The 24,733-nt window shown below is 64.5% G+C and carries 24 protein-coding genes; 17 read left to right on the top strand and 7 right to left on the bottom strand.

Features of this window, described 5'->3' with window-relative positions; all coding sequences use genetic code 11:
- The first annotated feature begins 8 nt into the window (after positions 1–8).
- Positions 9–2,087: a cadherin domain-containing protein gene (locus JAO75_RS05200; RefSeq protein WP_199047254.1), complete on the top strand. Its 2,079-nt coding sequence runs from the start codon at positions 9–11 to the stop codon at positions 2,085–2,087.
- Positions 2,088–2,146: 59 nt separating this feature from the next.
- On the opposite strand, the gene JAO75_RS05195 is transcribed toward JAO75_RS05200, so the two are convergent.
- Both JAO75_RS05195 and JAO75_RS05190 read right to left on the bottom strand, forming a co-directional pair.
- Complete coding sequence (locus JAO75_RS05195; protein ID WP_199047252.1) at positions 2,147–2,422, bottom strand: hypothetical protein; 276 nt, start codon at positions 2,420–2,422, stop codon at positions 2,147–2,149.
- The gene (locus JAO75_RS05190) at positions 2,422–3,624 is read right to left on the bottom strand and encodes a pyridoxal phosphate-dependent aminotransferase (RefSeq protein ID WP_199047250.1); all 1,203 of its coding nucleotides are present in this window, start codon (positions 3,622–3,624) and stop codon (positions 2,422–2,424) included. Before JAO75_RS05190 ends, JAO75_RS05195 begins: the two co-directional genes overlap by 1 nt.
- A 136-nt stretch (positions 3,625–3,760) precedes the next feature.
- Between JAO75_RS05190 and JAO75_RS05185 the strand changes: the two genes are divergently transcribed.
- The 3 genes from JAO75_RS05185 (at position 3,761) to JAO75_RS05175 (ending at position 6,495) form a co-directional block, all read left to right on the top strand.
- Positions 3,761–4,741, top strand: coding sequence for a Bug family tripartite tricarboxylate transporter substrate binding protein (locus tag JAO75_RS05185; protein ID WP_199047248.1), 981 nt, complete (start codon positions 3,761–3,763; stop codon positions 4,739–4,741).
- 342 nt (positions 4,742–5,083) lie between these two features.
- Positions 5,084–5,275, top strand: coding sequence for a hypothetical protein (locus JAO75_RS05180; protein WP_199047246.1), 192 nt, complete (start codon positions 5,084–5,086; stop codon positions 5,273–5,275).
- An 80-nt stretch (positions 5,276–5,355) separates the two neighbouring features.
- Positions 5,356–6,495 carry a PQQ-dependent sugar dehydrogenase gene (locus JAO75_RS05175; protein ID WP_199047244.1) on the top strand — a complete coding sequence of 380 codons (1,140 nt, stop codon included), beginning with the start codon at positions 5,356–5,358 and terminating at the stop codon, positions 6,493–6,495.
- A gap of 9 nt (positions 6,496–6,504) precedes the next feature.
- Here the strand turns inward: JAO75_RS05175 and JAO75_RS05170 are convergent, their stop codons facing one another.
- Positions 6,505–6,846 carry a DMT family protein gene (locus tag JAO75_RS05170; RefSeq protein WP_199047242.1) on the bottom strand — a complete coding sequence of 114 codons (342 nt, stop codon included), beginning with the start codon at positions 6,844–6,846 and terminating at the stop codon, positions 6,505–6,507.
- 88 nt (positions 6,847–6,934) lie between these two features.
- Between JAO75_RS05170 and JAO75_RS05165 the strand changes: the two genes are divergently transcribed.
- Positions 6,935–7,450, top strand: a complete 516-nt coding sequence (locus JAO75_RS05165; RefSeq protein WP_199047240.1) for a DUF1499 domain-containing protein — start codon at positions 6,935–6,937, stop codon at positions 7,448–7,450.
- Here the strand turns inward: JAO75_RS05165 and JAO75_RS05160 are convergent.
- Positions 7,389–8,225, bottom strand: a complete 837-nt coding sequence (locus tag JAO75_RS05160) for a C13 family peptidase (protein WP_199047238.1) — start codon at positions 8,223–8,225, stop codon at positions 7,389–7,391. The two genes, JAO75_RS05165 and JAO75_RS05160, sit on opposite strands and share 62 nt — an antisense overlap.
- Before the next feature lie 314 nt (positions 8,226–8,539).
- Here JAO75_RS05160 and JAO75_RS05155 point away from each other — a divergent pair, with 314 nt between their 5' ends.
- Positions 8,540–8,929 carry a DUF3775 domain-containing protein gene (locus tag JAO75_RS05155; RefSeq protein ID WP_199047236.1) on the top strand — a complete coding sequence of 130 codons (390 nt, stop codon included), beginning with the start codon at positions 8,540–8,542 and terminating at the stop codon, positions 8,927–8,929.
- A gap of 39 nt (positions 8,930–8,968) precedes the next feature.
- Here JAO75_RS05155 and JAO75_RS05150 read toward each other — a convergent pair whose 3' ends face one another.
- Positions 8,969–9,748 carry a DUF4394 domain-containing protein gene (locus JAO75_RS05150; protein ID WP_199047234.1) on the bottom strand — a complete coding sequence of 260 codons (780 nt, stop codon included), beginning with the start codon at positions 9,746–9,748 and terminating at the stop codon, positions 8,969–8,971.
- 159 nt (positions 9,749–9,907) lie between these two features.
- Here JAO75_RS05150 and JAO75_RS05145 point away from each other — a divergent pair, with 159 nt between their 5' ends.
- The 9 genes from JAO75_RS05145 to uvrB all read left to right on the top strand — a co-directional run bounded on the left by JAO75_RS05145 (position 9,908) and on the right by uvrB (position 21,717).
- Positions 9,908–10,474: a sigma-70 family RNA polymerase sigma factor gene (locus JAO75_RS05145; RefSeq protein ID WP_343234554.1), complete on the top strand. Its 567-nt coding sequence runs from the start codon at positions 9,908–9,910 to the stop codon at positions 10,472–10,474.
- Positions 10,471–11,196 (top strand): anti-sigma factor, encoded by a 726-nt coding sequence (locus tag JAO75_RS05140; protein WP_199047232.1) that lies wholly within the window; start codon positions 10,471–10,473, stop codon positions 11,194–11,196. Before JAO75_RS05145 ends, JAO75_RS05140 begins: the two co-directional genes overlap by 4 nt.
- 62 nt (positions 11,197–11,258) lie before the next feature.
- A complete protein-coding gene (locus tag JAO75_RS05135; RefSeq protein WP_199047230.1) occupies positions 11,259–11,489 on the top strand; it encodes a hypothetical protein in 231 nt (76 codons plus the stop codon).
- A 139-nt stretch (positions 11,490–11,628) separates the two neighbouring features.
- Complete coding sequence (locus tag JAO75_RS05130) at positions 11,629–12,192, top strand: fasciclin domain-containing protein (RefSeq protein ID WP_199047228.1); 564 nt, start codon at positions 11,629–11,631, stop codon at positions 12,190–12,192.
- Between the two features lie 327 nt (positions 12,193–12,519).
- Positions 12,520–14,067, top strand: a complete 1,548-nt coding sequence (locus JAO75_RS05125; RefSeq protein WP_199047226.1) for a site-specific DNA-methyltransferase — start codon at positions 12,520–12,522, stop codon at positions 14,065–14,067.
- Between the two features lie 10 nt (positions 14,068–14,077).
- Positions 14,078–16,714 (top strand): DEAD/DEAH box helicase, encoded by a 2,637-nt coding sequence (locus tag JAO75_RS05120; protein ID WP_199047224.1) that lies wholly within the window; start codon positions 14,078–14,080, stop codon positions 16,712–16,714.
- Between the two features lie 94 nt (positions 16,715–16,808).
- On the top strand, positions 16,809–17,867 hold the full coding sequence (locus JAO75_RS05115) for a DUF808 domain-containing protein (protein WP_199047222.1): 1,059 nt from the start codon (positions 16,809–16,811) through the stop codon (positions 17,865–17,867).
- A 157-nt stretch (positions 17,868–18,024) separates the two neighbouring features.
- Positions 18,025–18,945, top strand: a complete 921-nt coding sequence (locus JAO75_RS05110; RefSeq protein ID WP_199047220.1) for a GIY-YIG nuclease family protein — start codon at positions 18,025–18,027, stop codon at positions 18,943–18,945.
- Positions 18,946–19,008: 63 nt separating this feature from the next.
- Positions 19,009–21,717 carry an excinuclease ABC subunit UvrB gene (gene uvrB, locus JAO75_RS05105; RefSeq protein ID WP_199047218.1) on the top strand — a complete coding sequence of 903 codons (2,709 nt, stop codon included), beginning with the start codon at positions 19,009–19,011 and terminating at the stop codon, positions 21,715–21,717.
- A gap of 121 nt (positions 21,718–21,838) precedes the next feature.
- Here uvrB and JAO75_RS05100 read toward each other — a convergent pair whose 3' ends face one another.
- Both JAO75_RS05100 and JAO75_RS05095 read right to left on the bottom strand, forming a co-directional pair.
- Complete coding sequence (locus JAO75_RS05100; RefSeq protein WP_199047216.1) at positions 21,839–22,123, bottom strand: hypothetical protein; 285 nt, start codon at positions 22,121–22,123, stop codon at positions 21,839–21,841.
- A gap of 78 nt (positions 22,124–22,201) precedes the next feature.
- Complete coding sequence (locus JAO75_RS05095; protein ID WP_199047214.1) at positions 22,202–23,032, bottom strand: nickel-binding protein; 831 nt, start codon at positions 23,030–23,032, stop codon at positions 22,202–22,204.
- A gap of 154 nt (positions 23,033–23,186) precedes the next feature.
- On the opposite strand from JAO75_RS05095, the gene JAO75_RS05090 reads away from it, so the two are divergent.
- Both JAO75_RS05090 and JAO75_RS05085 read left to right on the top strand, forming a co-directional pair.
- Positions 23,187–23,564, top strand: coding sequence for an ArsR/SmtB family transcription factor (locus tag JAO75_RS05090; protein WP_199047212.1), 378 nt, complete (start codon positions 23,187–23,189; stop codon positions 23,562–23,564).
- The gene (locus JAO75_RS05085) at positions 23,557–24,102 is read left to right on the top strand and encodes an SRPBCC family protein (protein ID WP_199047210.1); all 546 of its coding nucleotides are present in this window, start codon (positions 23,557–23,559) and stop codon (positions 24,100–24,102) included. The genes JAO75_RS05090 and JAO75_RS05085 overlap by 8 nt, the downstream gene beginning before the upstream one ends.
- Positions 24,103–24,733: the final 631 nt, after the last annotated feature.

The raw sequence follows: 24,733 nt of genomic DNA, 5'->3' as shown, positions 1-24,733 counted from the left end.
CTGACTTTGTGATTCACGAAGCCAGTCACGGCCTGCAGGATCCGACCATCTCGCCCCTGCCCGACGGCCGCTTCATCGTCGGCTGGGAGAACGTGGGCGCGGGCGCGGCCACATCCCTCCGTGCGCAGATCGTCGATCCCAGAGCCGATCCGGCTCTCTGGACCGGAACGGGCAACAATGAGCAGTTCGGGGGAACGAATTTCACTGCCGGCGATACGCTCGATGGCGGCGCGGGAGACGATGCTCTGTACGGCATGGGAGGCAACGACCGCCTGATCGGAGCGTCGGGAGGCAACGACAGGTTCTACGGCGGCGCGGGCATCGATACGGTCAGCTATCTCGGCGCCTCGGTCGGGGTAGCAGTTTACCTTGCGTGGCCGCAGGACAATTCCAACGCTGCGGCAGGGGACAGATACGACAGCATCGAGGTGATCGAGGGCACCATCCATCGCGATACGCTGGAGGGCAGCGACCGCGACGAGACCCTCAAGGGCGGCCAGGGCAACGACGTCATCACCGGCGGAAGAGGCAATAACGAGCTCGTCGGCGAAGATGGCAACGACGCTCTGTACGATGTGGTGGGCAGCAACAATCTTTTCCGTGGCGGCGAGGGCAAGGATACCGTCAGCTATGGGAATGCCGTTGCAGGCGTCAGAGTGTTCCTGCAGGACGTATCGCAGAACCGCGGATCCGCACTGGGTGACCAATACTTCGATATCGAGGTCATCGACGGGTCCCGCTACCATGACACCCTGGAGGGCGCCGCCGGCAATGATGCGTTTTGGGCCGATGAGGGCAATGATCGGCTCTACGGCCATGGCGGCGACGATACCCTTAAAGGCGCCGGAGGCAACGATGTCCTCGATGGCGGCGCCGGCCGCGACGAGCTGCATGGTGACGAGGGTGACGACACCTACGTTGTCGATCGCGCGGATGCCATCGTGGAGGCTGCCGGCAAGGGCCGGGACACGCTGATCGCCAACACGTCCTATGTTCTCGCAGCGGATGCGGATGTCGAAATCCTTCATGCGGGCGCCGAGGCCGGGAACATCAGCCTCACCGGCAACGGGATCAACAACACCCTCCACGGCAATAAAGACTCCAACCGCCTCGACGGCGGCGCCGGCACCGACACGTTGATGCTGACCGGATCCGTTTCCGACTACGCCGTCACGCTCAACCAGGACGGCTCCATCACTCTCACCGACAAGCGCGCCAACGGTGACGGGAGCGATACGATCTCCAATGTCGAGATCTTCTCTTTCACAGACGGCAAGCTGAGTCTCGCCGGTGTCGCGGCAGGAGCCCAGAGGCTGCTGACCAGCGACGTGATCGATGAGAACTCTGCGGCAGGAACGGCCATCGGCAGCTTCATCGCGTCGGCGAAGGCAGGCGGCCCGCTGAGCTACGCGCTCATCGACGACGCGGAGGGCCGTTTCACGATCGATGCCGTCACAGGCATTCTCAAGGTCGCCAACGGCGTGAAGCTCGACTACGAGCAGGCCAGCCAGCATACGATCGCCGTGCAGGTGACGGATGCGTCCGGTGCCAGCACGATCAGGAACGTGACGATCCTGGTTCAGGATGTCTTCAACGAGCGCGCGACCGGCAGCCCAGGTGCCGACGTGATGAAGGGCGGGGCGGGGCAGGACCACTTCACCGGTCTTGCCGGTGACGACCAGATCGATGCTGGGCTCGGTAACGACACCCTGATCGGTGGCGCCGGCAAGGACGTGCTCACGGGCGGCAAGGGCAAGGACATCTTCGTGTTCGACACCAAGCCCAATAAGAAGTCTAATCTCGACAGGATTACCGACTTCAACGTGAAGGATGACGGAATCTGGCTGGAGAACAGGGTGTTCACCAAGCTCGGCAAGAAGGGCTCGGAGAAGAAGCCGGCGAAGCTCGCCAAGGATTTCTTCACGGTGGGCGACAAGGCCAAGGATGCCAACGACTACCTGATCTACAACAAGAAGAAGGGCGTGCTGCTCTACGATGCGGACGGCTCCGGCTCGAAGAAGGCCGTGGAGGTCGCCACTCTCAAGAAGAACCTTAAGATGACCGAGAAGGACTTCTTCGTGATCTGACCGGCGCAGAAAGCTCAATCGAAAAGGGCCGCTTTGGCGGCCCTTTTTGTTGGATTCTCTCACCCGTCCTGGTGCTCGCCCCGCCGCACCACGCGCATGGCGGTGATGGTCACGGGGCCGGCGCGCAGCAGATTCATGGCCGAGACGATCATCTCGGCGAGGCGCTCAGGGTTGATGCTGTCGCCCTGGATGTCGAGCAGGAAGTCCTTGGCCTCCACATAGCCGCCATTGGTGAAGTCCACGCGGGCGTCGAACTTCACGCGGTGCGCGGAGGCGGGATCGGCCCGGTAGGGCTGTGCCGCGGGATCCGGGTTGAATGTCCGCGGCAGGCTCATCAACGCAACGATCCGCAGAAGCGCTGGATGCGGTTGCAGGCATCCTCCAGGGCCGCGTTGGACGTGGCGTAGGAGATGCGGAAGTTGGGGCCGAGGCCGAAGGACGAGCCGTGCACGGCGGCGACGCCTTCCGCTTCCAGAAGCTCGGACACGAAGTCCTCGTCCGTCTCCAGTACCTTGCCCGATGGCGCGGTCTTGCCGATGGCCTCGGCGCAGGACGGATAGACGTAGAACGCGCCTTCCGGCATCGGGCACTTCAGGCCCTTCGCCTGGTTGAGCATGGAGACCACGAGGTCGCGGCGCTCCTCGAAAGCCTTCCTGAATCGCGGCAGGTGATCCTGCGGACCGTCGAGCGCCTCGACGGCCGCCCATTGCGAGATCGCGCTCGTGCCGGAGGTCTGCTGGCCCTGCACGAAGTCCATGGCGTTGATCAGGTGCTGGGGACCGCCCGCATAGCCGATGCGCCAGCCGGTCATGGCATAGGCCTTCGACACGCCGTTCATGGTGAGCGTGCGCTCGTAGAGGTTCGGCTCCACCTGGGCCGGCGTGACGAACTCGAAATCGCCGTAGGTCAGGTGCTCGTACATGTCGTCGGTGAGCACCCACACATGCGGATGGCGCATCAGCACGTCGGTGATCGCCTTCATCTCGGCGCGCGAATAGGCGGCGCCCGTCGGGTTCGACGGCGAGTTGAGGATGATCCACTTGGTCTTCGGCGTGATGGCGCGCTCGAGCGGCTCCGGCTGGAGCTTGAAATTGTGCTCCATGGTGCAATCCACGAACACGGGCTTGCCGCCGCACAGCACCACCATCTCGGGGTACGACACCCAGTAGGGCGCCGGAATGATCACCTCGTCGCCCGGGTTCAGGGTGGCGAGCAGCGCGTTGTAGATCACGTGCTTGCCGCCGGTGGACACGATGGTCTGCGAGGGCTTGTAGTCGAGGCCGTTCTCGCGCTTGAACTTGCGGGAGATCGCCTCGCGCAGGGGCACGATGCCCGAGACGGGCGTGTACTTGGTTTCGCCCCGGCGGATGGCCGCGATCGCCGCTTCCTTGATGTTGTCAGGGGTGTCGAAATCCGGCTCGCCGACGGAGAGGCTGATCACGTCCCGCCCCTGAGCTTTCAGATCCCGCGCCTTCTGCGTGATGACGATGGTGGCAGACGGCTTGATGCGGGAAAGGGCGTCAGACAAAAAGCCCATGGGAATCCTCCGAGCGGGACGTTAAAAAGGGATTGTGACGGCGGCGGACCGTAATCCGGGCCGGCCGCTCAAGCAAGCAAAACAGCCAGGAACAACAACCCTTCCCAGAGGGGATTTTGAGGAGACGCCTTTTCCGATGACCCAATCCGTCACCCGCCGCCTCGCCCTCGGCCTTTTCGCCGGCGCAGCCCTCTTCGCCTCTGCGGCCTCGGCCCAGGATTTCCCGAACCGCGTGATCAAGATGGTGGTCCCCTACCCGGCGGGCGGCCCCACCGACGTCATCGCCCGCATCGTGGCCGAGGAGATGGGCAAGGAGCTCGGCCAGAACGTGATCGTCGAGAACCTCGCCGGCGCCTCCGGGGCGGTCGGCACCCGGGCGGTCGCGAAAGCCGATCCCGACGGCTACACCATCATCTTCGGTAACAACCAGACCCACGGGAACAACATGTTCCTGCTCAAGGAGCCCGGCTACGACGCGGTGAAGGACTTCGCGCCGCTCGCCGGCGCCGGCGCCTTCGAGCATGTGTTCGTGGTCAAGAACGACCTGCCCGTGAAGTCGATGCAGGAGCTGATCGCGCTGGCCAAGAAGGATCCGGGCAAGCTGAACTACGGCTCGACCGGCGTGGGCTCCGGCTCGCATCTGGCGACCGAGCTCTTCATGACCCGCACGGGCACGAAGATGACCCATGTGCCCTTCCGGGGCGCCGCTCCCCTGGTGACGGAGCTCATGGGCGGCCGCATCGACGTGTCGAACTCGACCCTGCCGAGCGTGCTCTCCCAGTTCCAGGCCGGCCAGATGCGCGCCATTGGCATCGCGAGCCCGCAGCGCAACCCGCAGGCACCGGACGTGCCGACCCTGCGCGAGCAGGGCATCACCAATGCGGACGCGGAATCCTGGGCCGCCTTCTTCGCTCCGGCGAACACGCCCAAGCCCGTGCTCGACAAGCTCTCGTCCACGATCGTCGGGATCCTCAACAAGCCCGAGGTGAAGGACCGGATCAACAAAATCGGCTTCACCCTGAACGTCCGCGAGCCGGAAGCCTTCAAGCCCTATCTCGACAAGGAGATCCAGACCTGGGCCGAGATCATCAAGACGGCCGGCATCGAGGCCCAGTGACATCGATCTAAAAGCACTTCGTCATGGCCGGGCTTGTCCCGGCCATCCACGTTTTAGGGGGCAAGACGTGGATCCCCGGACCAAGTCCGGGGATGACGTGGGATAGGGGAGACCAGGATGCAGCACCATCGAGGCCGTCCTTCATGATCCCACGGAACGCTCCGCCGAGTCCGTCGTTATGCGTCGGAGAGAGGCCTGACGACTTGCCACAATGGTTAATAATTAGTTAACAAAGACTTAGCCAAGAGTCCGTAAGCAGCACTTTCGCCGCACCTTGGAACTTTCTTGAATCAAACAAGTTTTCCTCCTGTGATCGTCCTTCGGTTGCTAGGGGAAGAACCGATGAAAACCTTCCAGGCCAGAAACACCTGCCACGTCTCGTCCCGCGTTCAGCGTCTCGACCGGCGCCAGGAAAGCCGCTGCTCCCTGGCCTTGATCATGCTGATGGGGCTGGCGACGCTCTCGGTCATGGCGACGACCCAGACGCTCTCGGCCCAGGACACGAAGACCATCCACGTCTATTCTCCGCGATAACGCGTGAGTGAACGGCGGCACGGTTGACGCCCTGCCGCAAGAGTCTAGCTCTCCGGCATCGGAACGACGGAGAGACTGGTATGCTTAAGCTTCGTGTTGCCCTGGCCTGCGCCCTGACCCTTGGCGCCCTTTCCCCCGCCTTGGCCCAGGACACCCAGCGCTTCCGCACCGACAAGACCGAGGTGATCGTCGAGACGGTCGCCCGCAATCTCCAGAACCCCTGGGGCCTCGCCTTCCTGCCCGACAACCGCATGCTCGTCACCGAGCGCGCCGGGCGCCTGCGCATCATCGAGGCCGACGGCACCCTCTCCGACCCGATCAGCGGCCTTCCGAAACTGGCCGTGCGGGGGCAAGGCGGCCTTCTGGATGTGGCTCTCGACCCCAACTTCGCCCAGAACCGCCTCGTCTATCTCAGCTACGCCGAGGATCGCGGCGAGGGCCGCGCCGGCACCAGCGTCGCCAAGGCACGGCTGTCAGAGGACCGAAAGGCGCTCGAATCTCTGCAGGTGATCTTCCGCCAGGAGCCGTCCTATACGGGCGGCAATCACTTCGGCTCGCGGCTGGTCTTCGACCGTGACGGCAATCTCTTCGTGACCCTGGGTGACCGGTTCGACCTGCGCAACCAGGCCCAGAACCCGGCAAACCACATCGGCAAGATCGTCCACATCACGCCGGACGGGAGCCCTGCGCCTAACAACCCGTTCCTGAACCGCGAGGGTGCCAAGCCCGAGATCTGGTCCCTCGGCCACCGGAACGTACAATCGGCAGCCCTTCATCCGACGACGGGCGAACTCTGGACCGTCGAGCACGGCGCGCGCGGCGGCGACGAGGTCAACATTCCCCAGAAGGGCAAGAACTACGGTTGGCCGGTGATTTCCTACGGGGTCCACTACTCGGGCGAGAAGATCGGCGAGGGCACGAAGAAGCCGGGCCTGGAGCAGCCGGTCTATTACTGGGATCCCTCCATTGCCCCTTCCGGCATGGCCTTCTACACGGGCGACAAGTTCCCGGCCTGGCGCGGCAGCATCCTGGTCGGCGCCTTGTCCGGCAAGCTCGTCTCGCGGCTGGAAACCAACGGCAACCGGGTCACGGGCGAGGAGCGTATGCTGCAGAACCTCGGCGAGCGCATCCGCGACGTGCGCCAGGGGCCGGACGGCTTCGTCTACATGCTCACGGATTCCAGCAACGGCCGCATCCTGCGCATGAAGCCGGCCACCTGACGGGTCCGTTCACCGCCCCTGGAAGATGAAGGCGGCACCCCCGGCGATCAGGCAGAAGCCGATCAGGTGGTTCCAGCCGAGCGGCTCCTTGAGATAGAGCACCGAGAACCCGGCGAAGACCACCAGGGTGATGACCTCCTGGATGGTCTTGAGTTCGGCCGCGGAGTAGACGGCGGAGCCGATCCGGTTGGCCGGCACGGCGAACCAGTACTCGATGAAGGCGATGCCCCAGCTGGCCATCACGGCGAGCCACAGGGGCGAGGTCTTGAACTTCAGGTGCCCGTACCACGCGAAGGTCATGAACACGTTCGAGGCGATCAGCATCAGGACGGGCGTGGTATGCGGGCTCATGGAGGTTCCGGAATGGTGGGACAAAGGCGCGCTTTGCCCTATGCTCCTCAGCCGGGCTGTCAAGCGGACGGTGGGGAACGGACGGAACATGCGCAAGAAGGCTGTAGCGATAGGGCTTGTGGGCGTCAGTCTCGGCTATGGCGTCTGGCGCGGCTGGGAATCGGGCGTCGAGCGCGCGTGGCAGGGCGTGTTCGGCTCGCCCGACCTCGGGCCCGTGGAGTTCTCCACCCTCGAGCGCCGCTCCACGCCGAACGATGCCCTGATCTGCTCAGCCGACATCTGCCCTCGGGCCCGGCCCGATGCCGAGCCTCCAGTCTTTCCCATGTCCGGCGACCGCCTGCGCGGCCTCGTGTCCGACGTAGCCCTGGCGGAGCCCGGTACGACCCTTGTCGACAAAGGTCCCGACCAGGACCGCTACCTCGTGCGCACGCGGCTCATGCGCTTTCCCGATACCGTGGTCGTGCAGGTGTTCGACCGGGGCCCCGATGAATCGACCCTCGCCCTCTATTCCCGCAGCCAGATCGGCCGCTCCGATTTCGGCGTCAACAGGCGGCGGATCGAGCGCTGGGTCGCTCGCATCGGCACGCTTGCTGCGCGGGGCTGATCCGGCAGGTCTGCTGCAGCTTTTCGAGAACCTGGGCGCCGCCGGCGAGCTGCGGATTGGAGGGATCGAAGCCCTCCCGCTTCTCCCGACGGGTGACGAGGCCGCGCGCCGTCTCGAAAGCCGTGTCCAGACGCGGCTCGCGCCTGAGGGCCTTGTTGAAGAAGGCATCGCCGAAATAGGTCCAGGTCGCCCCGTCCCGGCAGCCGAAGGACGGCTTGTCGGCCGCGGCCGCCGTGATCACCAGGGTCCGCTCATCGGCCAGTTCCTGGGCAAAAACGCCCGAGTAGCAGGCTGAGACGATCACCACCCGATGCTGCGCTCTGGTCTTCTCGAGCAGATCTCTCACGTCGCCGGGCGTCACGAGAAGGGTGTCGCGCCCGGCGACGAGGCCGATCCCCTCCGGGGCCCCGTGGGAGGTCAGGACGAGCACCACCACATCCTCGGCGGGATCGAGCGTGCGGCCCGCGGCTTCGGCCGCGGCCGCGAGGGTCTCGGGCGTGGCACCGGCGCGGCGCTTGGTGTTGAACCGGACGATGGAGCGCCCCTTCGCGCCGAATTGCTGCTCGAGCACGCGGGCCGCTCCCCTGGCCTCGCTCTCGAACACGCTCTGCGGCCCCCAAAGGCCGAAGGACAGGATGTAGACGTCGGTCTGCCCCGCGCGCTGCGGCTGGAGCCTGATGGGATCGGCCCGGCGGGCGGTCTGCCCGAGGGATTCCTGTACGGGAACGGCGGCGAGGAGCAGCCCCGCCAGCCACAAAGCAAGAAATCGGCGCATGTCGTATCCCTAGAGCATCGTGCGGACCCAGAGGGCCACGTCAGTGAAGAGTGGATCCGGTTTTCCCCACTCAACGATGCTCTCATTCAAGAAGAAAGCATCGGATTCGATCCCAAAAGTGCAAATCCACTTTTGGGTCCGATGCTTTAGCCTCCGCCTATCCTACGCGCAGAGCCCGCCCGACGCCAACGCGTCCCTGGACTGAGCGGACTTGCGCCTTGCGGACCTGGGCTGAACCGAATCCCCTCTTCCGGGTTTCCCTGTCAGCCATGTGACGAAACGACTGCCCCACGGGGATTTCGAAGAGGGATTCTATGGATATCGCGCTCGACAAGGTTTGCGAACTCATTCTCCGGGTCAGGGCCATCGACGTCAAAGAGGGCCTCACCGATCCGGCCTCGGGCTCGAATCCCATCGACGACGGCAGCATCGATGCGCTGACCGCCTCCCCGGACGACGCCACGGAGGACGAGATCCGCGACGTGATCGCCGGCCTCAACGACGACGAGCGCGCCGACCTGATCGCCCTGGTCTATATCGGCCGCGGCGACATGGAGCCCGAGGAATGGGGCGGCGCCGTCCGCTTGGCCCGGGAGCGCGAGGCATCGAGCTCCTTGTCCACCGCCGACTGGCTCATCGGCATCCCGAACCTCGCCGACCTGCTCGACGAGGGCCTCAACGCCATGGGCCGCAGCTGCGCCTGAGCGGGGTGGCGCGCCAAGACATTTGGCGCGCCGCAAGGGTCACATCGCCTTCAGCATCGCCGCGATGTCGCGCACGGTCCCGTCCACGCCTGCAATCGTCCCGACTTCCGATGTCTTTCCGGTCGCCAGATCGACCTTGTAAAGGGTCTTGCCGTTCATGAGCCAGCCCTCGTTCGCGGCATCGCTGGACACGATGTCGAAAGCGACCGTGCCGGCGTCCATGCCCAGCATGCCGACCGAGTTCAGAACGCCGTCGTTCGGAGGCGCCTGCTTGACCAGCACGCCGCCCGCCTCGATGTCGTAGAGCGTCGTTTCCTTCGCGCCCTTCATGGAATTGGTATAGGCGCCGGCCACCACCTTGGGCATCTTGCCCTTGTGCATGTCGGCATCCGCAAACTTCAGCTGGCCGTCCTTCGTGACCTTGCCGTCATCCACGTTGGCGCGAAGGTTCATGCCGTCCGAGCCGATGATGCGCAGCCGGTCCGCCACCGGGTTGAAATCGACGGTCGCCATGGTGCCGGGCGCCAGCATGGTGTCGAGCTTGGATTTCATGGTCGCCTTGCCGGAGGCCGGGTCGATCGTCACCACCGTTTCGTCAGTTGCAACGCCATAGAGCATGCCGTCGGCCGGGCGCACATCGATGCCGACGAGCGCGCCGGAGACGCCCGAGACCTTCATGGAGCGCTCGACCTTCTTGCCCGCCACATCGACGATGGCGATCGTGTCGCCGCCCACGAGCGCCGCGACGCTCTGCGCCTGCGCGGCGCCTGCCACGAGCGTCGACCCGATGAGAGCCGCGACCAGGGTTGTGACCTTCATGATAATCCTCCGGCTTGAACCGCCGGCCGTGCGTGGCCGACATTGCGCATACCCGCCGGAATCCTCTATGGATGCAGGGGACGTGAGTTTTCTCGGCCCCCGTTGCATCCGGCAGCAGGGCTCGGGTGTATCGTCAGCAAGTGGAAACGGAGTTCTCGCGTGAAGGCAGTGCTGGGGGAGATGGCCTCCCCGGCCTTGGACCTGAACCACGCCCTCGGCCAATGCGCCCGGGGCGATCGCGCGGCCTTGCGTGCCATCTACGACAATGAGGCGCCGCGCATGCTGGGGGTCGCCATGCGGCTCCTGCGGCGGCGGGCCTTGGCCGAGGAGGCCGTGCACGACACCTTTCTCCAGGTCTGGCGCAAGGCGGACAGCTTCGATCCCGTTCGCGGCGATGCCCGCTCCTGGCTCTATGCCATCCTGCGCAACCGGGCGCTCAACATCCTGCGCGGCGAGACCCGGACCGATCTGGTCGAGGATTTCGAGCCCATGGGTCTCGTGAGCGACGAGGAGAATGCCGAGGCCGTGATGCTGCGCCTGTCCGATACGGGAAACCTCAAGCGCTGCCTGGAACGCCTGGAGCCCTCACGCCGCCAGGCCATCACGCTCGCCTATATCCACGGGCTCACTCACGGAGAGCTCGCCGGGCGTCTCGGCGTGCCGCTCGGCACGATCAAGTCCTGGATCCGCCGGTCCCTGATCTCCCTGCGGGAGTGCATGGCATGACCCGCGACGATCAGGATCGTCTGGCCGCCGAGCATGTTCTCGGCCTCCTCGACGCAGAGGAGCGCGGGTTGGCCGAGCGCCTGCTCGCCACGGACGAGAGCTTCCAGGCCCGTGTCGAGCAATGGCGCACCCGCTTCGCGGAATGGGACAGCACGGCCGCCGATGTGGCGCCGGACGACACCCTGTGGCGGCGGATCGAATCCGATCTGGACAGCCAGCCGGCGCCGGCGCCTGCCGCGCCGGTCCGGCGGAAACCGGCCACGGGATCGCTCCGGACCTTGTGGGACAGCCTCAGCTTCTGGCGCGGCTTCGGCATGGCCGGGGCGCTGGCTGGGCTGCTGCTCGCCATGGGCGTGGGCTACTTTGCCGACAAGGCCTCCCGCCAGCCGATGCTCGTGGCGGTCCTGATGAATGAGACCAACCAGCCCGGCGCCGTGCTGCGCACCTTCGCGGACGGGCGCGTCGAGCTGACGCCGCTGGGCGACATGGAGATCCCGCACAACCACTCCATCCAGGTCTGGACCTTCCCAGACCCGAACGGGGCGCCGGTCTCGGTGGGTGTGGTGCACGCGGCGAAGACGGTGCAGCTCGATCCGAGAAACCTTCCGCAGCCGCACTCGAACCAGCTCTTCGCGATCTCGGTCGAGCCGCTCGCCGGCTCTCCGACGGGCCAGCCCACCGGCCCGGTGGTGATGAAGGGCACCGCGTCCACGGCCCTGTGACGGCGCCCTATTTAGGACACGGATCGCGCCAATACTTTCGGCTAATCCGGAAGGAGGATGTCATGACCTCGCGCCACCCGTCCGAGAACCCGGACGACGATGAGCAGATGAAGCTGCTTCGGGCCGTCCACGACTCTCTCAATTACAAGCCCCTCGTCAGTGGCCCTGCCGATGCGAAGCCCCTTGCGAGCGCGGAGCCGAACGCTCCGCACCCGGTAAAGCCGGAGGATGTCGAGGCCGAACCCGACCGCATCGAGGCTTACCTGAGGGGCCCGACGGCGTTCACCGCCTGACCCAGAACTTTTCCCTCTTCACGAAAACGCGATCCCGCATCCGCAAGCCGCGATGCGGGGTACCCAGCCTGAAGGTTGAGCCTTCGGTCTCCGGCGCAAGAGCCGGGATCCCATGCAAACCAATTCAGGGACCAGATCCATGAACATTCGCATTGCCTGCATGACCGCCGCCATCGCCCTCGCGGCTCCGGCTCTCACGCTGTCCGTGACGGCGCAGGAGCAGACCAAGATGGTGGGCGGCGCCCCGATGTCCCCATCGAAGAACATCGTCGAGAATGCCGTCAATTCGAAGGACCACACGACTCTCGTGGCCGCCGTGAAGGCCGCGGGCCTCGCGGATACCCTCCAGGGCCAGGGACCGTTCACCGTGTTCGCCCCCACCAACGCGGCCTTCGCGAAGCTGCCGGCCGGCACGGTCGACACGCTCCTGAAGCCCGAGAACAAGGCCCAGCTCACCGGCGTGCTCACCTATCACGTGGTGCCCGGCAAGATGACCGCGCAGGATCTCGCCGCAAAGGTGAAGGAAGGGGGCGGCAAGGCCATGCTGAAGACCGTGCAGGGCGAGATGCTCACCGTCACGCCTTCGGGCAACACGCTCACCATCACCGACAAGAAGGGCGGCACCTCCACCGTCAGCATCGCCGACGTGATGCAATCGAACGGCGTCATCCACGTGGTCGACACCGTTCTGCTGCCGGGCTGATCCCCCACATCCCGGCAAGGGCGGAGCGAAAGCTCCGCCCCGTTCTCCCAGTGACACGAAAACTTCGGCAGCCCTTCGGGGCTGCTTTTTCATTGACACAGGCCGGCTCTAGGTATCGGTGACGCCGGGCAGAAGCGACTTCGTTCAAGAAAAGATTAGGAAATTTCATCAGCGACAGGATTCCCATTTTCCGCAACTGATAGTAGAACATGCAAATGATTCTATATAACGTTGTAGAAAATGCCGTCCGCTGCTGTGCCCCACGAGGTTTCTTCCAAGCCGACCCTCCGGTCTCTGCCAATCGCCATCCGCGTGGCTTGCTGAGTCATGCCGATCCTGCACTGGCTCACGCGGGATGATGACACCCGCGCCGTGCGGAGTGTTCCCTACCGGCTGTTGCAGGAGGATCCCTCCCACAGCTGCGGAGATGCCGACGCCGCCAACATGCTGATCCAGGGCGACAACCTGGAGGCCTTGAAGGCTCTGCTGCCGTTCTACGCGGGACAGGTGAAGTGCATCTACATCGACCCGCCCTACAATACCCGATCAGCCTTTCAGCACTACGACGACAATCTCGAACATACCCAATGGCTCGCCATGATGTGGCCGCGCCTCGAATTGCTGCGCGACCTGCTGGCGGAGGATGGGTCGATCTGGGTGTCGATTGACGACAATGAGGGGCACTACCTCAAGGTGATTATGGATGAGGTGTTTGGGCGATCAAACTTCATAGCAAACGTCGTTTGGCAGAAAAAATATACCGTTGCCAATGACGCTAAGTATTTGGCCGAAAATCACGACCATATAATAGCCTTTGCCTTAAATAAGGGAATTTGGAATCCTAACCGCCTCGCTCGCAGCGAGGAAATGGACAGTCGTTATCGCAACCCTGATAACCATCCAAAGGGACCATGGAAAGCTACACCCCTCTACGCCAAACGAACGCCGAGCGAAAAAGAGAAAGCCTTCAAAATCACGTTCAAGAATGGTGTTGAGTGGTGTCCTCCAAAGGGAACAACACCTCGGTTTCCTTACGAAACCCTTCGGCGAATGGACGACAACGACGAAATCTGGTTTGGTGCTGATGGAAATGCTTCCCCTTCCCGTAAGACATTTCTTAGCGAACTGAAGATTTCAGGGGCACCAGCTCCGACACTCTGGCTTCACGCTGATGCGGGACATAATCATGAAGCACGGGAAGAGGCGAAAGCATTTCGTGCGGATACTAACTTTGACACTCCCAAACCCGAGCGTCTTCTCCAACGCATCCTCCACATCGCCACCAATCCCGGCGACCTCGTGCTCGACTCGTTCCTCGGCTCCGGCACCACTGCCGCCGTCGCGCACAAGATGGGGCGGCGCTATATCGGCATCGAGATGGGCGAGCACGCCGTCACCCATTGCGCGCCGCGCCTGAGCAAGGTGATCGCGGGCGAGCAGGGCGGCATTTCGCAAAGCGTCGGCTGGCAGGGCGGCGGGGGCTTTCGCTTCTATCGCCTCGGGCCGCCGGTCTTCGATGAGAACGGGCATATCCGCGGCGACATCCGCTTTCCCACGCTCGCCGCGCATGTATGGTTCAGCGAGACGAACACGCCCTGGAGCGGCAGGGGCAAGTCGCCCTGCCTCGGCATCCACGGGGGCCGTGCCTATGCGCTGCTCTACAACGGCATTCTCGGCGACAGGCGGCCCGACGGCGGCAACGTGCTCACCCGCAGCACGCTGCAGCTCATCCGCGAGGCCATCGCGAAAAAGCACCCCGCGTTCGATGGCCCCGTCACGGTCTACGGCGAGCAATCGCGCCTCGGGGCCGCGAGCCTGGAGCGCGAAGGCATCACGTTCAAGCAGACGCCCTACGACGTGAAGGCGCGGCGGTGAGGTTCGATCCATGAAGCTGAAAGCCTATCAGGCCGACACCCTCGCCACCCTGCGCCGTTTTCTGGAAGAGGCGCGCGTGGCAGGCCCGCGCAACGCCTATGAGGCGATCACGAGCGAGCCGGAGCAGGCCCGCCGCCTCGGGCGCTACCGGGGCGAATACAAGGCCCTGGAGGCGCTGCCCGATGCGCCTTACGTGTGCCTTCGCCTGCCCACCGGCGGCGGCAAGACGGTGCTCGGCGCGCATGCCATCGGCATCGCCCGCGACACCTGGGTGGAGAAGGACTATCCCCTCGTTCTCTGGCTCGTGCCATCCAACACCATCCGCCTCCAGACGGCGGAAGCGCTCAAGAACCCGCGCCACCCCTACCGCCAGGCGCTCGACGAGGTTTTCGAGGGGCGCGTGCGCGTGTTCGACATCGCGGATTTCACGCAAGTTCGCCCCCACGACATCCGCGACAATCTCTGCGTGGTCGTGGGCACGATCCAGACGCTGCGCGTGAACAACACCGAAGGCCGCAAGGTCTACGCGCATCACGAGGACATGGAGCCGCACTTCTCGGGTGTTTCCGCCCACGCGCCGGAGCTGGAGCGGCAGGAGGGCGGCGGCGTCAGGTATTCCTTCGCGAACCTGCTCCACATGCACCGTCCGCTCATGATCGTGGACGAGGCGCACAACGCCGTCACCGGCCTGTCGCGGGAGATGCAGGCGCGGGTGAACCCGTGCGCCATCATCGAATTCACGGCCACGCCGCGCTTCAACTCCAACATCCTGCACAGCGTCACGGCGCAGGAGCTGAGGGACGAGGAGATGATCAAGCTGCCGATCGTGCTCGCCGAGCACCAGGATTGGCAGGGCGCGGTGAACGGCGCGATTGCAACGCGGGCGAAACTTGCGGAAGCCGCAAAGGACGAGGCGGACTACATCCGCCCCATCGTCCTGTTCCAGGCGCAGCCGAAGGACCAGGAGGTCACGGTCGAGCGGCTGAAGCAGCACCTGATCGACGTGGAGCAGATTCCCGAAGGCCGCATCGCGGTGGCGACCGGCGAGCAGCGCGAACTCGACGGCATCGACCTGTTCGATCAGAAGACCAAGATCGAATACGTCATCACGGTGGAGGCGCTGAAGGAGGGCTGGGACTGCTCCTTCGCCTATGTGTTCTGTTCCGTCTCGCGCATCCAGAGCGCCACGGCGGTCGAGCAGCTTCTGGGGCGCGTGCTGCGCATGCCCTATGCGAAGCGCCGCAGGATCGCGGACCTCAACAAAGCCTACGCGCATATCTCGGAGCCGACCTTCAGCGCCGCCGCCAATGCGCTCGTGGACAAGCTCGTCTCGATGGGCTTCCAGGACGAAGCGCCCGAAATGATCGAAGCCGCGCAAGGGCATTTCGACGAGACGGGCCTGTTCGCGCCGCGCGAGCGGCCCAAGCCCACCTTCCGCTACAGCGTCACGCCCTCGCCGGCCCTCTATGCCGCCGTCAGGGACGCCACCGTTCAGGGTGTGGCGGTGAACGAGTTGCCCGAGGGCAAGGTCGAGATCGTCGTGACAGGTCCCATCGCGGCGGAGGTCGAGACGATCCTGACCGAGGCCATGCCCGAGCCCGAGCGGCAGCGCTTCGCGGAGGCGGCGCGGGCTTATCAGGCCGAGATCCTGCCGATGCTCTCGCCTGCCGAGCGGGGCGAAGCCTTCACCGTGCCGGGTCTCGTCAGCGAGATCCAGGGTGAACTCGTCTTCGCCGCGCCCGAGACCCTGATGGAGTTTCACGACTGGTCGCTGCTCAACCATCCGGCGAAACTCGACGAGGCCGCCTTCTCGATCCGCGACAATGCGCAAACCTTCGAGATCGATGTGGATGGTCGGTGCGTCATCTACAGCTTCGCCCAGGAGGACAGGCAGCTTTCCCTCGACATCGCGGTCGAGGGCTGGACGCCGGAGAACCTGTCGATCTGGCTCGAACGGCAATTGCGCCAGCCGGACATCCACCCATTCGAACTTTTGCGCTGGGTGCGCGATGCGGTCGGGCACCTGACAAATGCCCGTAAGATCTCTGTTGCTTCGCTCATGCGCGCAAAGTTCATTCTCGCGAGTGCGCTCAAAACCAGGATCGCCGCCATTCGCCGCATAGAGCAGGAGACCGCCTATCGGCGGTATCTGATCGCGCCCGAGGCCAAGGCTTGCATGTCACTGGAGAACGGCTTCGCCTTCAGGAACGGCATGTTCGCGGATCAGCGCCGCTATCGCGGGGCGTGGCGGCCGACGAAGCACTTCCTCGGCCCCGATCACGTACCCGCCTTCGACGGCGCCGAGCAGGGCGAGGAGTTCCAGTGCGCCCAGGTCTTGGATAGCCTGCCGAGTGTCCGATACTGGATCCGCAACGTTGCCAAGCACCCGGATGCCTTCTGGCTTCCCCTTGCTTCCGGCAAGTTCTATCCCGACTTCGTCGCCCTGCTGAACGACGGCCGCCTCTTTGTGATCGAATACAAAGGCGCGCATCTCGCCGGGGAGGGTAACGAGGAGACGAACGAAAAGCGCACCGTCGGGCAGCTTTGGGACAGGCTGAGCGACGGCAAGGGCCTCTTCTTGATGGTCGAAAAGAGCATCCATGGTAGGGACATGCGGACACAGATGATGGGTAAACTCGGCATCTAGCCTGCACCCAATCCCCGTCCAAGACGTTGTCGAAGCTAGGGCAGCCGTGTAGCTGCTCTCTAAAGTCAAGCTTTGAATCTCGACAGGAGCCCTCATGAGCATCGGCCTGATCGCGTTGCTGGACGACATCGCGGGCCTCGCGAAGGTCGCCGCCGCCTCCCTCGACGATGTGGGATTGCAGGCCGCCAAGGCGGGCGCGAAGGCGGCCGGCGTGGTGATCGACGATGCCGCCGTGACGCCGCGCTACGTGGTGGGCTTCGCGGCCGCGCGCGAATTGCCCATCGTCGGCAGAATCGCCCTCGGGTCGCTCAAGAACAAGCTTCTCTATCTGCTGCCGGCGGCCCTCATCTTAAGCCTCTTCGCCCCTTGGGCCATCACGCCCCTGCTCATGATAGGCGGCGCCTATCTCTGCTACGAGGGCTCGGAAAAGGTGTTCGAGGCGCTGTTTCCCCATGGGGCGCACCACCACGAGGCCGCCGTCAGCGAAGCCACCCAGACGGCGCAGAGCCTGGAGAACGAGAAGGTGGGCGGCGCGATCAAGACCGACTTCATCCTCTCGGCCGAGATCATGGCCATCACGCTGGCGAACATCGAGGTTGGGTCGACCTGGATGCAGGCCGTGGTGCTCGCCGTCGTGGGCATCGGCATCACGGCCGTGGTCTATGGCGGCGTGGCGCTCATCGTGAAGGCGGACGATGCAGGCGTCGCCATGGCGGCGAGCAACCGGCCCGTCTCACGCATGATCGGCCGTGCCCTCCCCGGCAGGCCGGCTACGGGTCCGGACCGCGCCCTGGCGCCGCTCACCAAGGCCATGGGCCGCGGCCTCGTGAAGGGTATGCCGATCCTGCTCAAGATTCTCGGGATCGTCGGCACCGCCGCCATGATCTGGGTCGGCGGCGGCATCATCGTCCATGGGCTCGAGGGCTACGGCCTCGCCGGGCTGGGCCACGCCATCCACGATGTGGCGGTCGCGGCCGGTCATGCGGTGCCGGCGCTGGCCGGCCTGGTGGAATGGCTCGTCTCGGCCGCGGCCGCCGGCCTGGTCGGGCTGGTGCTGGGAGGCCTGCTGATCCCGCTCATCCACTTCGTCGCCGTGCCGCTGCTGAAGGCCCTGCGCGGCGGGAGCCGGAAGGCGGAGAAGCACTCGGCGTGAGAGATGCGTAAGCTGAGCTTCCGTAGTTAGAAAAACCTACTGTCCCCTATAGTTGATCTTCACAAATTTCACAGGCATGGCTAAGGTTCATGAAATATCTTGAGCCTCTCAATCTTGTCTGCTCAAGAAGTCTGAACTTACGAATTATGAGATTGTGATGGCTAATGCATTCACGTTGAGAATTTACGTTCCCTCTGGAGATCCTGAAGGAGTTCGAATTGTTGACCGGATGAATTGGACAGGCCGCGGGTATGTTGTACCGCGTGATCGCTGGATAGAGGTCAAAAATCGCGCTGAACTAGCAAACCCAGGCGTTTACATCCTTATCGGATATGAAACCGATGAGATCGGCGTAGAAAGACCCGTAGCCTACATTGGACAGACCGACAACGTAAAAACACGTATCGAAAATCACGATATCGGTAAGGAATTCTGGGAACAGGCGATTCTTTTTATTTCAACAAACTACGGTCTTAATAGGGCCCATACAACTTGGCTGGAATGGGAGCTCATCCAGAGAGCTCTCTCTGCTCGCCGTTGTCGCCTTGAGAATAAAATAGAGCCAGGCGAGCCCAATCTCATCGAGAGTGAGAAAGCTGACACTAGAGCGTTCTTAAATGAAATGGTCAGGCTAATGCCCGTGATGGGCGTTCAAATTTTTGAAGCTGCTAAAACCGCTGCCCCTGCAGAATTGGCTGCTGCTGGACTTCTTCCTGCTATAGGAGAAAGCAAAGACCTTATTGTCGTTCCAGCACAAAAGGAGGGGTTTGAGCATGCCTTCATCAACCAAAATGCCTGGTGGTCCATACGAGTTGCTGAAAAGCATAGGGCAAACCTGAAGTGGATTGCCGCTTATCAAGTCTCTCCAATAGCAGCTGTCACACACATAGCCGAGATTGACCACCTGGAGCCGTATGGCGACACAGGTAAGTGGAAAGTAGTTTTTAAAGGGCCGGCGATCAAACTGCCGAAAACCATCCCTTTCGGTGATGCTCCTTCTGGGGCTATGCAAGGCCCTCGTTACACGACGTATTCTGCCCTTCAGAAGGCGCAGAGTGTCAAGGATCTCGTCAAGTAGATCATCAATCTCTTCCCTAGTACCGCCCTTCCAATCTCCGGCTGTTTGTACCATATTCGTTCTATGGCCAAATCACCCAAGAAGCCCAAGCTTTCCACCGGGAAAGCCTCCAAGCCTGAGCTGAAGCCCCTGGCGCCTCACCTTGCCGATCTCCTCAACCCGGCCGTCAACCGGGAGCGCGAGGCGGCCGAGGGGTTTGCCGAGCGTGCGCAGGAGACCTTCATCCACGGCGACGTCACGGATGTGGACCCGGCGCTGGCGAAGAAGCTTGGCCTGAAGGGTCCCGATGACGGGCCGGACGTGGCCGAGGAGCTGGGCGACCTCTCGTCCGGCTCCGGCTATTCCGCCACGGTCGATGCGCTCTCGCGGCTGCTCACCGAGGGCGATCCGCGCTTCAAGAACGGCACGCTCTGGGTGCCGCACCGCCCGCCCCGCCCCGAGAAGTCGGAAGGCGGCATTCCGTTCAAGATCAAGTCCGACTTCCAGCCCGCTGGCGACCAGCCCAACGCCATCCGCGAGCTGGTGGACGGCGTGCGCCGGCAGGAGCGCGACCAGGTGCTGCTCGGCGTCACCGGCTCCGGCAAGACCTTCACCATGGCCAAGGTGATCGAGGAGACGCAGCGCCCGGCCCTGATCCTCGCGCCGAACAAGACGCTGGCCGCCCAGCTCTACGGCGAGTTCAAGTCGTTCTTCCCCGACAATGCGGTGGAATATTTCGTCTCGTACTACGACTACTACCAGCCAGAGGCTTATGTGCCGCGCTCGGACACCTTCATCGAGAAGGAATCGTCCATCAACGAGCAGATCGACCGCATGCGCCACTCGGCGACGCGCGCGCTCCTGGAGCGCGACGACGTCATCATCGTCGCCTCCGTGTCGTGCATCTACGGTATCGGGTCGGTCGAGACCTATACGGCCATGACGTTCTCCGTGAAGGTGGGTGAGCGCATCGAGCAGCGCCAGCTCATCGCCGACCTCGTGGCCCTGCAGTACAAGCGCATCCAGAGCGACTTCGCCCGCGGCACCTTTCGCGTGCGCGGCGATGTCATTGAACTCTTCCCGGCCCACTTGGAGGACCGCGCCTGGCGCATCGGCCTGTTCGGCGACGAGATCGAGAGCATCGTCGAGTTCGATCCGCTCACCGGCAAGAAGACCAACGACCTGCAATTCGTGAAGGTCTACGCCAACTCGCACTACGTGACGCCGCGCCCCACATTGCAGCAGGCCGTGAAGGGCATTCAGGACGAGCTGCAGCACCGCCTGCAGGAGCTCGCCCGCATGGGCCGCCTGCTGGAGGCGCAGCGGCTGGAGCAGCGCACGCAGTTCGACCTCGAGATGATCGAGGCCACAGGCGTGTGCAACGGCATCGAGAACTATTCGCGCTATCTCACCGGCCGCAAGCCCGGCGAGCCACCGCCGACCCTGTTCGAATACCTGCCCGACAACGCGCTCGTCTTCACCGACGAGAGCCACGTGACCGTGCCGCAGATCGGCGGCATGTATCGCGGCGACTTCCGGCGCAAGGCGACGCTGGCGGAATACGGCTTTCGCCTTCCCTCCTGCCTCGACAACCGCCCGCTGCGCTTCGAGGAATGGGACGCCATGCGCCCACAATCGGTGCACGTGTCGGCGACGCCGGCCAAGTGGGAGATGGAGCAGACCGGCGGCGTGTTCGTCGAGCAGGTCATCCGCCCCACGGGCCTCGTCGATCCGGTGGTGGAGATCAGGCCCGCGCGTTCGCAGGTGGACGACCTCGTGCACGAGGTGAAGGAGCTCGCGGCGAACGGCTACCGCACGCTGGTGACCACGCTCACCAAGCGCATGGCCGAGGACCTCACGGAATACATGCACGAGAACGGCATCCGCGTGCGCTACATGCACTCGGACATCGACACGCTGGAGCGCATCGAGATCATCCGCGACCTGCGGCTCGGCGCCTTCGACGTGCTCATCGGCATCAACCTGCTGCGCGAGGGCCTCGACATCCCCGAATGCGCGCTGGTCGCCATTCTCGATGCGGACAAGGAGGGCTTTCTCCGCTCCGAAACCTCACTGGTGCAGACCATCGGCCGCGCGGCGCGTAACGTAGAAGGCAAGGCGATCCTCTACGCCGACAAGATCACCGGCTCCATGGAGCGCGCGATCGCCGAGACCAACCGCCGCCGAGAGAAGCAGCTCGCCTACAACGCCGAGCACGGCATCACGCCGCAATCGGTGAAGAGGAACATCGCCGACATTCTGGACAGCGTCTACGAGCGCGATCACGTGTCGGTCGATACGGGGATGGCCGACAGGACCGTGGGCCACAACCTCAAGGCCGTCATCGCCGACATGGAAAAGCGCATGCGCGAGGCCGCGGCGAACCTGGAGTTCGAGGAGGCTGCGCGCCTGCGCGACGAGCTCAAGCGCCTGCAGGCCACCGAGCTTGCCATCAGCGACGACCCGATGGCGCGGCAGGCCGATGTGGAGCGGGATGCAGGCCGGTATGGCGGCGCGCGCAAATACGGCCGCAGCGCCAACCTGCCGCCGAAGGGGCTGCCGCCCTCAGGCGAAGGCACGAGTGCGGGCGACGAGGATTCGGACTCTTACGGCCCCACAGGCAAGGGCCGCTCGGACGAGGGCACCCGCGTGCGCAAGCCCGGCCTCGACGAGATGGGCCCCGGCACCGACCGCGAGGTCCCGCTGAACTTCCGCGAGCGTCCCGCCGGGCGTTCGACGCAAGGGTTCGCCGGGCAGAAGCCGAAATACAAGGGCGGGCGCAAGGGGCGGTAGAGCCGCGCCGGCTCTGCTCCCTGTCATTCCCGGCCGGAGCGTCAGCGGAGGGGAAGGGAATCCATAGCACCACGCATGTGAGTGGATCCCGGTCCCGCGGACCGCCGGGGATGACAGCCCCCTACCCCGGCAGCCTCTCGAAAATGCCCGTCACCACCGAGCCGATGCTGGCGATGAGGATGGCCGCGGTGGCGGCGGCTTTGGGGATGAGCAGGCCGGCACGGCGCGCATCCGTGTACCAGCCGCCGATGATGGTGCGCCATTGCCAGTAGAGCGAGAAGGTCCAGGCCTGCGGATAGGGCCGCCGCTCGCGCCGGCAGATGTCCCACACGATGCGGTCGTTCACGCGGTAGAACGCCAGGGACGCCGCCCCGAACAGCACGAACCAGACCAGACCCCTGACCATCCCCGACGCTCCGGCTCTCGCCCGAACCCTCATGGTGGATGAGGGCCGTGCCATCTTTATGGCAAGGCGGCTTTCCCTTCAGCGCCAGGCCACCTCGAAGGCAGCAACGGGCCTGGCAAAGCCCTTCAGATCCCTGTGCCCGAGATCCACGAATTGGGCGCGATCCGGCATGAGGCCCGACACCGCTTCGGACACGACGATCGTCTCCGGCTCGGCGCTCTGGCACAGGCGCGCGGCCATCTGCACGGTGGCGCCGAACAGGTCGTTGTGGTCGGCCACCGGCTCGCCCGCATCGAGGCCGATGCGCACCTGCAGCTTCTCGCGGCTGGCGAGGTTGAAGGCCTCGAAGGCCTGCTGGATGGCCCGCGCGCAATCCACGGCGGCGGCCGCATCGTCGAAGGCGGCCATGATCCCGTCGCCGGTGTGCTTGACCTCGCGCCCGCCCTTGGCGTGCAGCGCCCGGCGCACGATGGCGTCGTGGGCCCGCACCATCTCCACGGCCCGCACGTCGCCGAGACGCGCGGTCATGGCGGTGGAATCGACCAGGTCGGTGAACATGATGGTGCGCAGGGCCGGATCGACGCGCCCGTCGCAGCAATGCCCCGAATGCCCCGAATGCCCCGCCGGCGCCGGATCGGACACGCGGCCCAGGAACGCCTCGACGGCCGAGAGATCGACCTCGATCACGTCGCGGGCGAGCTCCCCATGGGCCTCGTCATGGACGCGCATCGCCGTGTCGATGTCGGGCGCGTCGATGAGGCAGAAGGCCGTGCCGCGGGTGTCGTCGAACCAGTATGTCAGGAACCGCACGCCGTAGCGTCCCTGCACCTCCAGGTCCTTGCGATGGGCCTCGGCAATGTCGGCGGCGGTCAGTCCCTTGAGATCGTGCCGGTCGAGATAGATAGGCATCCTCGTGCCCTCCGAGCCCCCTGGAGCACTTTACACGGTTCGGGCGGAAGCCGGAATCCTGCCGCCTCACGGCCGGGCGGATGCGCGGGCCGCCCGGCGCAAACATTCAACCATTCGGTTGAAAATCTAATCCGACGGGCGCATATTCAACCACATGGTTGAACAACACGCACCCCACCTCGACACCGTCTTCCACGCCCTGGGCGATGCCACCCGCCGGCAGATGCTGCGCGACCTCTCGCGCGGCGAGCGCAGCGTGAGCCAGCTGGCGGAGCCCTTCGCGATCTCGCTGGCGGCCGCCTCGAAGCACATCAAGGTGCTGGAGCAGGCCGGGATGATCCGGCGCGAGGTGCGCGGCCGGACCCATCTGTGCCGCCTCGACCCCGGCCCGCTGGCGAGCGCCCATGAATGGCTCGCGGCTTACGAACGCTTCTGGACGGATCGTCTGGATGCCCTCGACCGGCTCCTTCGCGAGGAGGATGCCCGTGCCCCCAAGCCCCCGAAGAACCCCGAAGGAGACGGCCATGAATGACCTTTCGCCCACCCGGCTTGCCCCCGATGCCTATGGGACCTTAAGCGAGCCCGACACGCTGACGATCCAGCGCCTCCTCCCCGGCCCCGTCGAGCGGGTGTGGGAGTATCTCACGCAGAGCGAGCTGCGCCGCCAGTGGCTCGCCGCGGGCGAGATGGCGCTGGCGGTCGGCGCGCCCTTCGAGTTCGTGTGGCGCAACGACGAGCTCACCTCCCCGCCCGGCGCCCGCCCGGCCGGCTCGGCCGAGGAGCACCGGCTGGAATGCAGCATCACCGAGCTCGACCCGCCGAGAAAACTCGCCATCACCTGGGGCTCCACCGGCGGCGTCACCTTCACGCTCGAGCCCATCGGCAGCAAGACCCTGCTCACCGTCACCCATCGCCGGGTGTGCGAGCGCCCGATGCTGCTCAGCGTCAGCGCCGGCTGGCACACCCATCTCGACGTCCTGGCCGCCCGCATGGCAGGCCAGGAGCCGGAGCCCTTCTGGGACCAGATCGCCCGCCTGAAGCCCGAATACGACCGGCGCTTTCCGGCCTGAACCCACACCGCGTCATGGCCGTCCCCGGACTTGATCCGGGGATCAGTCCCGGCCATCCACGTCTTCGCTCTCCACAAACGCAGCCTCATCCTGAGAGGTTGGCTCATAAGGGACCGGCAGCCCCCTCCTCACGTCGTCACCGGCCTTGTGCCGGTGATCCCGATGCGGTGAGGCGCAACGCTTTTCAGCATCGGGATGGCCGGGACAAGCCCGGCCATGACGGAAACCGAGTCGTATTCCTCTTTATGAGCCAGCCTCTGAGGATTGCGCGAGCAATCCGTCTCGAAGGAGGATCCAGTGTTCTCTGGAAGCCCCTTCGAGACGCAGCCTCCGGCTGCTCCTCAGGATGAGGTGGGAGCGAGAGAAGACGTGGATCCCCGGTATAAGGCCGGGGATGACGCGCGGCCTAAGCCTGTCCATGAGGTCGAAGGAGAGCGCTTCGGATCAGGCCCCTGCCTCGAACGCTATTACGGCCACAGTCGCCTGTTGCGGCAGCTTCGAGGAACACGCGATGAGCGCCCCACCACGAGGGCCGACCCGCTGAGCCAAGCCACACGGTCCAGTCTGGGTCGGCAAGGGCATAAAGCCTTCTCCATGCGAGGAGGGTCAAGCTCGGTCAAACCCCTCAATC

The organism is Microvirga splendida (assembly GCF_016427565.1).
Classification (GTDB): Bacteria; Pseudomonadota; Alphaproteobacteria; order Rhizobiales; family Beijerinckiaceae; genus Microvirga; species Microvirga splendida.
This window is presented reverse-complemented; position numbering and strand designations above follow the sequence as displayed.